At 67.6% G+C, this 11,711-nt stretch carries 10 protein-coding genes and 1 pseudogene; 2 read left to right on the forward strand and 9 right to left on the reverse strand.

Features of this window, described 5'->3' with window-relative positions; genetic code table 11:
* The 6 genes and pseudogenes from ACYVD1_RS29940 to ACYVD1_RS29965 form a co-directional block, all read right to left on the reverse strand.
* A pseudogene (locus ACYVD1_RS29940) lies at positions 1-514 on the reverse strand (HNH endonuclease signature motif containing protein); the annotation flags it as partial.
* Between the two features lie 953 nt (positions 515-1,467).
* Positions 1,468-2,577 carry an ABC transporter ATP-binding protein gene (locus ACYVD1_RS29945; protein ID WP_460777864.1) on the reverse strand — a complete coding sequence of 370 codons (1,110 nt, stop codon included), beginning with the start codon at positions 2,575-2,577 and terminating at the stop codon, positions 1,468-1,470.
* Positions 2,574-3,659 (reverse strand): ABC transporter ATP-binding protein, encoded by a 1,086-nt coding sequence (locus ACYVD1_RS29950; RefSeq protein ID WP_460777865.1) that lies wholly within the window; start codon positions 3,657-3,659, stop codon positions 2,574-2,576. The genes ACYVD1_RS29945 and ACYVD1_RS29950 overlap by 4 nt, the downstream gene beginning before the upstream one ends.
* 2 nt (positions 3,660-3,661) lie before the next feature.
* Entirely contained in the window at positions 3,662-4,663 is a 1,002-nt protein-coding gene (locus ACYVD1_RS29955; protein WP_460777866.1) for an ABC transporter permease, read from the reverse strand.
* Positions 4,663-5,667, reverse strand: a complete 1,005-nt coding sequence (locus tag ACYVD1_RS29960) for an ABC transporter permease (RefSeq protein ID WP_460777867.1) — start codon at positions 5,665-5,667, stop codon at positions 4,663-4,665. Before ACYVD1_RS29960 ends, ACYVD1_RS29955 begins: the two co-directional genes overlap by 1 nt.
* A gap of 142 nt (positions 5,668-5,809) precedes the next feature.
* Positions 5,810-7,471, reverse strand: coding sequence for an ABC transporter substrate-binding protein (locus ACYVD1_RS29965; protein ID WP_460777868.1), 1,662 nt, complete (start codon positions 7,469-7,471; stop codon positions 5,810-5,812).
* Positions 7,472-7,807: 336 nt separating this feature from the next.
* On the opposite strand from ACYVD1_RS29965, the gene ACYVD1_RS29970 reads away from it, so the two are divergent.
* Complete coding sequence (locus tag ACYVD1_RS29970; RefSeq protein WP_460777869.1) at positions 7,808-8,215, forward strand: hypothetical protein; 408 nt, start codon at positions 7,808-7,810, stop codon at positions 8,213-8,215.
* 18 nt (positions 8,216-8,233) lie between these two features.
* Here ACYVD1_RS29970 and ACYVD1_RS29975 read toward each other — a convergent pair whose 3' ends face one another.
* Complete coding sequence (locus ACYVD1_RS29975) at positions 8,234-8,728, reverse strand: hypothetical protein (protein ID WP_460777870.1); 495 nt, start codon at positions 8,726-8,728, stop codon at positions 8,234-8,236.
* A 101-nt stretch (positions 8,729-8,829) separates the two neighbouring features.
* Entirely contained in the window at positions 8,830-9,345 is a 516-nt protein-coding gene (locus ACYVD1_RS29980; protein WP_460777871.1) for a gluconokinase, read from the reverse strand.
* A 138-nt stretch (positions 9,346-9,483) separates the two neighbouring features.
* Here ACYVD1_RS29980 and ACYVD1_RS29985 point away from each other — a divergent pair, with 138 nt between their 5' ends.
* Positions 9,484-10,197 (forward strand): FadR/GntR family transcriptional regulator, encoded by a 714-nt coding sequence (locus ACYVD1_RS29985; RefSeq protein ID WP_460777872.1) that lies wholly within the window; start codon positions 9,484-9,486, stop codon positions 10,195-10,197.
* A gap of 13 nt (positions 10,198-10,210) precedes the next feature.
* Here ACYVD1_RS29985 and ACYVD1_RS29990 read toward each other — a convergent pair whose 3' ends face one another.
* Positions 10,211-11,587, reverse strand: coding sequence for a GntP family permease (locus tag ACYVD1_RS29990; RefSeq protein WP_460777873.1), 1,377 nt, complete (start codon positions 11,585-11,587; stop codon positions 10,211-10,213).
* Positions 11,588-11,711 lie beyond the last annotated feature (124 nt).

Consider the following 11,711-nt stretch of genomic DNA (forward strand, 5'->3'; position numbering starts at 1 on the left):
GCTCCCTGGCCTTGGAAGCCAAAATCCCGGCCTCCACCATCCGCCGGAAGAGGCCAGCATCCGGGCAGTCCTTAGTGTTGCGCGCCCCCACCGCCTTATCAGCGGCCTTGCACACCGCCACCGCCTCACCGATCGACAACAACCCGGAGTCCAAGCCCTGGCGGGTGGCGGGCAACTCCTGAGCGAACAACCGGCGCGCCAGCTCGGCGCGCCCGTTGGCCTCAACGGGGGCCATCCCCACCGAGTGGATCAGCCAGTTCTGCACCGACCTCTGCCCACCCGCCTCCAACAACGTCCCGGCCGCCTCCAACTGCGCCAACCGCAGCAGCATCGTAAGCTGGGCCCGATCGAAGTCCTCGAACACCTGAGAAATCACATCCAGGACCTGGCCAGCTACTCCGGTCGGGGGCACCTCCGCCATCTCCGAAGCGATCTTTCCCCGGGCAGCACCCATGGCGGCCACGGCGGGGGTGTTTCCCGCCGCATTCCCGCACTGCCCGAAAGAAGAAGTCATACCACTAAGGATACCAAGAAAGGCCCAGAAAGGACCTATCCTGGAGATGATAACACCCATACCCGACCACCTCGACTCGCCTTTCCGTCCCCCGAAGAAATAATCCCAGGAAAAGGGGTTCGGTCGCCCCTGTTCGCATTCTTGGGTAAAGCGGACATATGCACACCCGAATGGGAATGATCTTGCTCCTGTCTCCATTCTCGACGGCCGAGGGTGGAGCCAGGGGCAAGATCATCGAGGTTTTCGCCTCCCACACTGGCCAGCCGCGACACCCGAAACCGGTCGACTCCGGCGGAGTGGCCCACCCGGCCGCAGGCCGTGCTGTTCGGGGTTCGCAGGGGTGAGTGACCAGCCGCGACACCCGACCCGTCAACGCTCCGGCGTAGTGGCAGGCATCGGCCGCCAGGCCGAGGGGGTTCCGTTTTTCGGGCGGAGCCCGAAATGGCATGGACCTCGATCACGCGTCCCCCTTTCCCGATAGCCGCCAACCCGCCGTCGGAGCGGAGCGGGTCAAGGTGGAGCGCCGTTGATGCGCGAAGCGCTCGATGGCGACGACCTTGACGCGCGCAGCGGAGACGGCCACAATCACGCGGCGGGAAAGGAGGACACCCCAGCCCAGAAGGAAACCCAGAAAAAGGAATCCCCAATGCCATCGCTAAAGGTGACCACACTGCCCCATTCGCCCCTATCGTTCGACTGGCGAGAAAATGTGGTTGCGGTGTCGGGCGCTGGGGTTCAGCGAACCCGACCACTACCTGCACCTGTACGTGGAGGGCACCGAAGCCGCCGGTTCAACCGGAGGGCCGCCTGACCGCACGAACCACCGCGAGCGGGCGCCCTGGACGCCCGCTCGTGGTTCAGCCCCCGCTTGGTTCAACCCCCGCTTGGTTCAACCCCCGCTTGGTTCAGCACCCGTTTGGCTCAACCCCCGCTTGGTTCAGCACCCGTTTGGTTCAGCCGGTGCCGTGGACGATGCGCTCGGCCTTCTCTTCACTCGGCTGGAGCTCGCCGGAAAGGATCTGCTCGGCGTAGTGGCAGGCCACCCGGTGGGTACCAGTGCCTTGGTCGCCGTGCAGCAGGCGCAGTTCGGGGCGCTCGGTGTCGCAGAGCTCCTCCTGGCGCCACGGGCAGCGGGTGTGGAAACGGCAGCCCGTGGGCGGGTTCGCGGGCGAGGGGAGGTCGCCGGCGAGCAGGATGCGCTCGCGGTTGTCCTCCACCTCCGGATCCGGGACCGGCACCGCGGACATCAGCGAACGGGTGTAGGGATGCACCGGTGTCTCGTACAGCTCGTCACTGGTGGCCTCCTCCACCAGGGAACCCAGGTACATCACCCCGACCACGTCGCTGACGTGGCGGACGACCGCGAGGTCGTGCGCGATGACCAGGTAGGTCAGGCCCATCTCCTCCTGCAGCTCCTCTAGGAGGTTGAGCACCTGCGCCTGGATGGACACGTCCAGCGCGGAGACCGGCTCGTCGCAGATGATCAGGTCCGGCTCCAGTACGAGGGCGCGGGCGATGCCGATGCGCTGGCGCTGCCCCCCGGAGAACTCGTGCGGGTAGCGCTTGAGCGCCTTGCCGGACAGGCCCACCCGCTCCAGGGCGTCCACCACGCGGCGGCGCTGGTCCTCCTCGGTCAGGCGGCGCCGCTCGGACCGGCTCAGACCGGCTGCCTCCTCCTCGGTGGGCCCCCCGATCCCGTGGGTCTGCAGGCCCTCAACGAGGATCGAACCGATGTTCTGCCGCGGGTTCAGGCTGCCGAGCGGGTCCTGGAAGACCATCTGCAGGTTCTTGCGCTCGCGGCGCATCGACTCGGAATCGAGGCTGGCCAGGTCCCGTCCGCCGAACCACACCTCTCCTTCGGTGACCTGGTTCAGGCGCAGGACCGCCCGGCCCAGGGTGGTCTTTCCGCAGCCGGACTCACCCACCAGACCGTAGGTCTGCCCGGGCTCGATGTTCAGCGAGACCCCGTCCACGGCGCGCACGTGGCCGATGGTGCGGTCGACGACCACCCCGCGCTTGATCGGGAAGTGGACCTTGAGGTCCTTGATCTCCAGCAGGCTCATCCCCGCTCCTCCTCGTCGTCGCCCACCACGGCCGGGCTGTCGAGCACGGTCCGGTCCGCCACGTCGGCGCGGCTGATGGGGTTCACACAGCGGTGGACGTGGTCCAGGTCGCCGTTCTTGCCTTCCGACATCCGGACGAGCTCGGGCGGGCCCTGGAGGCACTCCATCGTGTAGTGGTCGCAGCGGGGCGCGAACGCGCACCCGTCCGACCACGCGATGTTGTCGTTGACGGAGCCGCGCACCGGGGTGAGCGGCTCGCCGCGCGGCGCGTCCAGCCGGGGGATGGAGCCGAGCAGACCCACCGTGTAGGGGTGGGTCGGGTCGGCGAACAGCGGTTCGCGCGGGGCCGTCTCCACCGCGCGGCCCGCGTAGAGGACGTTGATGTCGTCGCACAGCCCGGCCACAACGCCCAGGTCGTGGGTGATCATGAGCAGGGCGGTGCCCTCCTCGGTGACCAGGTCCTTGAGCAGTTCCAGAATCTGCGCCTGGATGGTGACGTCCAGGGCGGTCGTCGGTTCGTCGGCGATCATCAGTCGCGGGCGGCAGGCCACCGCCATCGCGATGAGCGCACGCTGGCGCATCCCTCCTGACAGCTGGTGCGGGTACTCGCTGAGCCTTCGGGTCGGGTCCGGGATCCCCACGCGGTACAGGAGGTCGGCGGCCTCCTTGCGGGCCGGGGCGCCACGCATCCCCCGGTGCCGTTTGAGGATCTCGGTGACCTGGACGCCGATGGGGACCACCGGGTTGAGGGAGCTCAGCGGGTCCTGGAAGATCATCGCCAGCTGGGACCCGCGCAGGTCGCGCATCCGGCGCTGGGACGTCTTCAGGAGGTCCTCCTCGCCGCCGGGCAACTGCATGACGGCGCTGCCGCCGACGTCCACCCCCCGGTCAGGCAGCAACCCCATGAGGGCCAGCGAGGTGACGCTCTTCCCGCAGCCGGACTCGCCGACCAGTGCGGTGACACGGCCCTCGTCCAAGGAGAAGGAGACCCCGTCGACGGCACGCACCTCGCTGCCGGACCCGCGCCCGCTGAACACCACGGACAGGTCGTCCACCGCCAGCAGCGGCTTGCTGGTACTCATGGTCACTTCCTCAACTTCGGGTCGAGCGCTTCACGCAAGGACTCACCCAGCAGGGTGAAACCGAGCGCGGTGATGATGATGCCCAAGGCCGGGTAGACGGCCAGGGACGGTGCGCTGGACAGGAACCGCTGGGCTTCGGAGAGCATCGTCCCCCACTCGGGATAGGTGGCGTCCGGGTTGCCCAGCCCCAGGTAGGACAGGGCCGCCGCGTCGATGATGGCGGTCGCCAGGGTGAGCGTGGACTGCACGATCACCGGCCCCATCGAGTTGGGCAGGATGTGGGAAACGGCGATCTTGCGCTTGCGTACGCCCAGCGCCTCCGCGGCCAGCACGTACTCGCGGTTGCCCTGGGAGATCATCGCGCCGCGCAGCAGGCGGGCGAAGATGGGGATCTGTGCGATACCGACCGCGAGCATGACCGTGGTGAGGCTCGGTCCGATCAGGGCGGCGACGGTGACGGCGAGCAGCAGGGTCGGCAGGGCGAGCATCATGTCGATGACCCGCATGATGACGTTGTCGACCTGGCGTCCCCAACGCCCGCCCAGGGCCGAGCAGGCTCCTGCGGTACCGCCGAGGAGCGCGCCGAAGAGGAAGCCGACGAGGGTGGCGACCACACCGACCATGAGGGTCTGCCGGGCACCGATCACCATCCGCGAGAACATGTCCCGCCCGAGGTGGTCCAGGCCGAGCAGGTTCTCGGCGCGCGGGCCGACGAACTCGTTGCGGTTGGGGAAGACCTCGCTGCCCCAGGTCTGCGCGGTGGCGCTGTACGGCGCGATGAGCGGGGAGAACAGCGCCACGAGGACGAACACCGCGACGAGGACCGCCCCGGAGATCGCCATGGGGCTGCGGCGCATCCGCTGGAAGGCCTCGCGCCAGATCCCCGCGCCGTGGCCGTCATCGCCCCGGTCGCCCATGAGTTCGGCGAGCCGGTCGACCTTGGCCGCTTTGCGCTTGTGGAAGGGGACCTCGGACGGGTTCTGGGAGCTCGATGTCGTAGGCATCACTGGGCCCGCACTCTCGGGTCGAGAAGGCTGTACGAGATGTCGACCAGGAGGTTGATGAAAACGTACATGGTGGCGATGAGCAGGATGAACCCGGTGAGCACCGGGTAATCGCGGGTCTGCGTGGCCGCGTAGACGAATGAGCCGACTCCGGGGAAGGCGAAGACGCTTTCGGTGAGGACCGCCCCGGCGAAGAGGCTGCCGGCCAGCAGGCCCATGGCCGTCACCACGGGGAGCAGGGCGTTGCGTAGCACGTGCCGGGTGCGCACGGTGGTGCGGTGCAGGCCCTTGGCGTTGGCGGTGCGGACGTAGTCCTCGCCCATGACCTCTAGGACGCTGGCCCGGGTCATCCGCGTGATGACGGCGAGCGGGATGGAGGCCAGTGCCACGCCCGGTAGCGCCAGGTGCGCGAGGGCGTCCCAGACGACGTCCCACTCCCTGGTCATCATGCCGTCGAGGACGACGAAACCGGTGATATCGGTGCGGTTCACCCCAGGGGACAGCCGGAAGGCCGACGGGAAGAGCCCGAGGCCCTCGGCGAACACCACCTTGAGGATGAAGGCCAGGAAGAAGACCGGGGTACAGATTCCCAGGAGCGAGCCGCCGACGGCGGCGAAGTCCAGTACGGAGCCGCGTTTGCGCGCGGCCAGGTAGCCGAGGGGCAGACCGATCGTGACGGCGATGATCATCGCGGTCACGGCGAGTTCGAACGTGGCCGGGAACCGCATGAAGAACTCCTCCAGGACCGGGCGCCCGGTCTGGAGGGAGGTGCCCAGGTCACCCTGGACGATGCGGCGGAGGAAGGACAGGTACTGAACCGTTAGAGGTTCTTCCAGGCCGAGTGACCGCCGCAGCGCTTCACGCTGTTCCGCGGTCGCGTCTTCGGGAAGGAGGGCGTACTCCGGCCCGCCCGGCAACCGTTGGAGCCAGACGAACAGCAGGACCGACAGGCCGCCCAGTGTCGGGATCAGCTGCAGGAGTCGCCTGACGATGAATCGCAGCACTTTCGCCGCCTTTCGCCAGTGGTGGTTTCGGGGATCTCCCGGAGGAGGCGCGGCACTCCGCGCGGCGGGCCCGGCCGGTGGATCCACCGGCCGGGCCCGGAGAACTCGCCTCCCGGGTCAGGGAGAGCGGGGTCCTACGGTCCTACTCCTCCCAGGAACCCTCGGCGAAGATCTCCTGCGTCAGCGGGCTGACGTTGGGGTGGTCGACGTTCGGAGCGAACGCGATGGAGGGCGGGGAGCTGGAGATGGGCAGGCCCGGGAGGCCCTCCATCACCATCTCGTTGAGCTCCTCATAGCCGGCGACGCGCTCGTCCTCGTCCGGGTTGGTGCTCACCTCGCCCATGCGCTCGAACAGCTCCTCGTCGTCCAGTCCCCACGCGTCCATGGGGCCGGAGAACCAGGTGCCGAAGAAGTTGTAGGCGTCGTTGTAGTCACCGGTCCAGCCGAGCAGGTAGAGCGAGCAGTTGCCGCTGTCGGTCTGGTTGATGTACTCGTCCCACTCGTAGGTCGTGGCCTCGACGGTCACGCCGACGTCCTGCAGGTCCTCGGTGATGACGTCGAAGATGTCCTGCGGAGCGGGCATGTAGGGACGGGATTCGGTCGGGTAGCAGAACTCGAGTTCGAGGTCCTCGTGTCCGGCGTCGGCCAGCATCTCCTCGGCCAGCTCCGGGTCGTGATCGAAGGTGCGCACGTCCGAGGACCAGCCGTCCAGGGTGTCCGGGTGGAACTGGGTGGCGACTTCGCCGCCCTCGGGGAGGATGGTGTCGACGATGCGCTGGCGGTCCACCGCGTGGGACAGGGCCTCGCGGACCTCCAGCTCTTCGAGCCCATCGTAGTCCTGGTGATAGGCGAGGTAGAGGACGTTGAACACGTCACGGGTCGGCACCTGGAAGCCCGCTTCCTGCAGCGGCTCCACGTCGGCCGGCGCGACCAGGTCGTACCCGTGGATGTCACCGGCCTCCAGCGCCTGGCGGCGGGCGTTCTCGTCCGGGATGGACTGGAGGATCATCGTCTCGAAGCCGGCCAGCTCGCCCCAGTAGTCGTCGAACCGCTCCAGGGTGACTTCCTCCTGGTCCTGGTTCCAGTCCTCGACACTGAACGGCCCGGTACCGGCCACCGTCCCAGCGACCTGGGAATACTCGGGAAGGGTGAAGTTACCCTCCTCACCGGTGATCTCCTGGCCCTCCATGGCCTCCAAGGTGGAGGGGCTCATGATGCCGAAGGCGGCGAGGCTGAAACCACCGGGGAAGATGGACGAGTACTCGGTGATCTCGATGACGGCGGTATTCTCGTCCTCGGCCTCACAGGAGACGTATCGGGAGTCTCCGGTGGAGTCATCCTCGTTCTCGGCGAATCCGCCGAAAATCGTGTGCCAGTAGTACGAGTTGTTGGAACTCTGGTATCCGCCGGTCAGGTTGTTCCAGCGGTCGAAGTTCGCGCAAACCACCTCGGCGGTCAATTCGTCGCCGTCGTGGAAGGTGACGTCCTCCTGCAAGTGGAAGGTCCAGACGGTGCCGTCATCGGACTGGTCCCAGTCCTCGGCGAGCCCGCCGACGATGTCGGAGCCACCGGACTCGTGGTCGAGAAGGGGCTCGAACACCTGGCGGCTGTAGCGGAACGTCTCGCCGTCGCTGGCGAGCCAAGGGTCGAGCGCGGTGATGTCACTGGCGGCCGCGAAGACGAACGGCTGGTCGCCGTCCTCCCCGCCTTCCCGGTCACTCTCCGCGCACGCTGTGGCCACCAGCGTGAGCGATGCCGCCACGGCCACGAGGCCGAGCGGCTTTCTGGATGACTTCGTGAACATGGTCCACCTCAGTGTGGGGGGCGGCTTTGAGGCCCTGAACGATGTTGGGACCCTAAACCGACCCGGCACCGCCTGGGAAGATAGACGGCTGGGTATTAATACAACCGTTTCAGATCTGTGGCGTGATCCATAGGTCCTCTTTTCACACCCAGGTGTCAAACCCGCCATTGGCAACACCGTCACCCCGAAGCCAGCTTCGGTGACAATAGGTATTCACGCGAGCACTATTCCCAAAGTAATTATCCGACCATGGGATGAATTAACTTTTCGAACATAGTGTCCGTTTTTCTGATCTTAGGGGCTCCTGAGGGGGCCGCCCCGTCCTATGATCTCCTGATGAACACACCCATTGCAGACGCGGACCTCACCGCGTTCCTCGAAAGCCAGGAGAGCGCCTGGCTGGCCGAGCAGCTGATGCTCGCGGCCGACGAGGACCCCATCACCCGCATCCGCCTGAGCGCCGCGGCCGGCGCGGAGAGCGCGGTGGAGGAGGCCCGTGCCGTCGTGCTCTCGCGGGTCACGACGCACTCCCCCAAGGACGCCGCGGAGAACCCCGACGAAGAGGACTTCCTGCACCGGGCCATCGACCTGCTGGACGACCTCATCGACTACGGCTTCGACGACGAGGTCGGTGACGTCGCCGACGAGGCGCGCGAGGTCTACACGACCCGCCACGGTGAGGACGACAGCGAGCACCTCGCCCGACTGCATTTCCTCGCCGACGGCGAGGAGGAAGAGGAGTAGCGGCTCCGGGCCCTGGGCCTACAGTTCGCACCACCTGCGCACGTTGCTGCTCCACAGCGCGATGTTCACGACGATGGCGAAGAGCGCGGCCAGCAACCCCACCAGCAGCATCGGGGTGTTGGCCAGCTTTGCGGCCATGTAGAGCGCGCCCAGGGCCACTCCAAGGGCAACCAGCCCTCCGAACTGGGAGGCGCGCCACAGCACGTAGCCCCCTCGGCGGATGGGCACCGCCGTGGCGATGAGGCCCATGGCGACCAGCGCGGCCACGACCAGCAGGAACCAGAGCTCGGTCACGACGGGGCCGGGGGCACCCGCGTCCAGCAGCGCCCAGGACTGGTAGGCCAACAGGGCGTATGCGGCCGCCGCGACGAACATCAGGGTGAAGGCCTGCCGCACGTCACGCGGGGGCCGCACCCCCGGTCGGCGCGCGGCGAGAAGGCTCTGCCTCGGCGCGGGCACCACGCTGAAGGGCCGGGCGGCAGAGGCGGTAGGGGATGTTTGGGTGTCTTGCATGACGAACAGGGTTGCGTGCCCGGGCGCACTACACAAGTGGAGCTTCGGCACCTGTACGCACAGTCGCCACATGCGCACAAAGGATCACCAATCGCCCTTTCTCAGACACCCATCGGGCGCACCCGCTCACCCACGTACCCCAGGGCCGCGGCGACGAGGGCCTCCAGGTCCTCTCGGACGTCGAACTCCCTCCCCTCCTCGTTGGAGCCCAGCTTCTGCAGGGTCTCCAGCTGCGAGTTCAGGAGCGCGGGAGGCATGAAGTGGTCCTCCCGGGCACCGATCCGCTCCCAGATCACCTCGGCGGAACCGTGCATGTGGAGGAAGTGCACACCGGGCGCCCCGGTGCGCAGGACGTCGCGGTAGGTGCGCTTGAGCGCGGAACAGGCCATCACCGTCGAAGTACCCGAGGCCTCGTGTCCGGCGATCCAGTCGGCCAGTTCGCGCAGCCACGGCCACCGGTCGCCGTCGGTCAGGGGCATACCGGCCGACATCTTCGCGATATTGGCCTCGGGGTGAAAGGCGTCCGCCTCCGCGAAGGGGAGATCGAGCTGGTCTGCGATCCGTTCGGCCACACTGGTCTTGCCGCTGCCAGATACGCCCATGAAGACAAAGTGCATGGTCTCTCCGTGTCGTGGCCCGCCGCCGACCGCGACGCCGCCACCAATAGTGGTATCAATCATTCCAGCTAGGATTCAGCCTGACCCCCGGCCGGATCCGGCCGTAGCACGAGAACCCGGGAAGCTCGAGGGAAGACGATGGCCCCCACGCACCGCACGCTGCACAACCGAGTGCTGGCGGTGCTCGGCCCCGCTATCGCCGGCGGCGAGTACACGACCGGTCACACCTTCACGCTCCAAGGTCTGGAACAGGAGTTCGGCGTCTCCCGTACCGTCGCCCGCGAGGCCGTGCGGGTCCTCGAGTCGATGGGCCTGGCGGTCAGCCGCCCCAGAACCGGCATCCGGGTCAGGCCGCAGCGCGACTGGAGCGTCTTCGACCCCCAGCTGATCCGCTGGCGCCTGGCCGGTGCCGGCCGTATGGAACAGCTGCGCTCCCTCAACGAACTCCGTGCCGCCGTGGAGCCTGGCGCCGCCGCGTTGGCGGCCGAGCGCGGCCCCGCGGACGAGCGGGCCCAGCTGGTGGTCGTGGCCGAACAGATGACGCTGACCGGGCGGGCCGGCGAGCTGGAGACCTTCCTCGAGCTCGACGTCACCTTTCACCGCCGCATCCTGGAGCTTTCCGGCAACGAGATGCTGTCCGGCCTGGCGGAGGTGGTGACCGAGGTCCTGGTCGGCCGCACCTCCTACGACCTGATGCCGCACAACCCCCGCCCGGAGGCCCTGCGCCTGCACACGGCGGTGGCACAGGCCATCCGGGACGGGCTGCCCGACGTGGCCGAGGCGGCGATGCGGGCGATCGTCACCGAGGTCGCCGACGCCCTGAGGAGCGACGAGTCCGCGCCCTCCCACTGACCCGGCCAGGGCGCTACAGGATCAGGTAGAGGCCGAAGGCGAGCCCGAAGCCGATGAACCCGATCAGTGTCTCCATGACGGTCCAGGTCATGAGCGTGGTCTTGACGTCCATCCCCAAGAAGCGTCCGACCAGCCAGAACCCGGAGTCGTTGACGTGCGAGAGCGCTGTGGCACCGGAGGCGATGGCGATCACGATCAGGGCCAGGTCGATTGAGCTGAGACCCGGGCTGGCCTGGACCGCGGGGGCGATCAATCCGGCGGCCGTGGTGATGGCGACCGTGGCCGAACCCTGGGCGACGCGCAGTGCGAGAGCGATGACGAACGCCGCAACGATGACCGGCATGCCCGTGGAGTCCAGGCTTTCGGCGAGGGCGTCACCGATCCCGCTGGATTGGAGAACCCCGCCGAACATTCCGCCGGCACCGGTGATGAGGATGATGCCGCAGACGGGGCCGAGCGCGCCGCCCACGATCTCCTCGACCCGCTGCCGGGTGAACCGGCCTCGGCTGAGCACGACCATCGCGTAGAGCACGGTGATGAGCAGGGCGATGGGAGTGTCACCGATGAGCTGGAGCGACTGCACCCAGACGGCGTCGCCGGAGAGTACTCCGGTCTCGGTGAGGGTGCTCGTGCCGGTGTTGGCGAAGATGAGCAGCATCGGCAGGAGCAGGATGCTGACGACCGTGGTCAGGCGCGGCGGGTCCTCGTGCTTGACATCTCCGTTGGACATGATGTCGTCCGGAACGGGGAGCTCGAAGCGCTTGCCGGCCCAGAGTCCGAACAGGTAGCTGGCCAGATACCAGGTGGGGATGGCCAGGACGATGCCGACCAGCAGGGTCAGGCCCATGTCCGCACCGATCTCGACAGCGGCGGTGACCGGGCCGGGGTGCGGCGGCACGAAAGCGTGCATGACCGCGAACGCGCCTGCTGTCGGCAGGGCGTACAGCAGCACGGATCCGCCTACGCGGCGGGCCACGCTGAAGACGATCGGGAGCATCACGATGAGCCCGACGTCGAAGAAGATCGGGAAACCGAAGATCAGTGAGGCCACTCCGAGGGCCAACGGGGCGCGCTTCTCCCCGAACAGCTTGATGAGCGCACCTGCGAGGACCGCGGCACCGCCGGTGACCTCGAGCATGCGGCCGATCATCACGCCCAGGCCCACGAGGAGGGCCACGTTGGCGAGTGTGCCGCCGAACCCGTCGAGGAGCGTGGGGACCACCCCGTCGACGGGGATCCCGGACGCGAGCGCGGTCAGCACGCTGACCAGGACGAGCGCGATGAACGCGTGCATCTTGAAGCGGATGATCAGGAACAGCAGGAGGGCGATGGCGCCCGCCGCGATCCCGAGCAGGGGACCCGTGCCGTAGACGGGTTCGAAGTTCTCCACGACGGAGCCTTCCAGTGGACGGGGCAGTGCTTGGCCGTGTCGAAACACGCCTTTGACCTGGTCTTGGACCGGACCCCGAGAATGGTAATACCATTTGTGAGGTCCTGTGAACGCCCAAGTGAGC

The organism is Nocardiopsis nanhaiensis (genome assembly GCF_054778635.1).

What these genes read in the sequence shown, in the direction of transcription:
- ACYVD1_RS29965 (WP_460777868.1), bottom strand. Translation starts at nt 7,471, where the DNA reads ATGTTCACGAAGTCATCCAGAAAGCCGCTCGGCCTCGTGGCCGTGGCG.
- ACYVD1_RS29980 (WP_460777871.1), bottom strand. Translation starts at nt 9,345, where the DNA reads ATGCACTTTGTCTTCATGGGCGTATCTGGCAGCGGCAAGACCAGTGTG.
- ACYVD1_RS29945 (WP_460777864.1), bottom strand. Translation starts at nt 2,577, where the DNA reads ATGAGCCTGCTGGAGATCAAGGACCTCAAGGTCCACTTCCCGATCAAG.
- ACYVD1_RS29950 (WP_460777865.1), bottom strand. Translation starts at nt 3,659, where the DNA reads ATGAGTACCAGCAAGCCGCTGCTGGCGGTGGACGACCTGTCCGTGGTG.
- ACYVD1_RS29975 (WP_460777870.1), bottom strand. Translation starts at nt 8,728, where the DNA reads ATGCAAGACACCCAAACATCCCCTACCGCCTCTGCCGCCCGGCCCTTC.
- ACYVD1_RS29970 (WP_460777869.1), top strand. Translation starts at nt 7,808, where the DNA reads ATGAACACACCCATTGCAGACGCGGACCTCACCGCGTTCCTCGAAAGC.
- ACYVD1_RS29985 (WP_460777872.1), top strand. Translation starts at nt 9,484, where the DNA reads ATGGCCCCCACGCACCGCACGCTGCACAACCGAGTGCTGGCGGTGCTC.
- ACYVD1_RS29955 (WP_460777866.1), bottom strand. Translation starts at nt 4,663, where the DNA reads ATGCCTACGACATCGAGCTCCCAGAACCCGTCCGAGGTCCCCTTCCAC.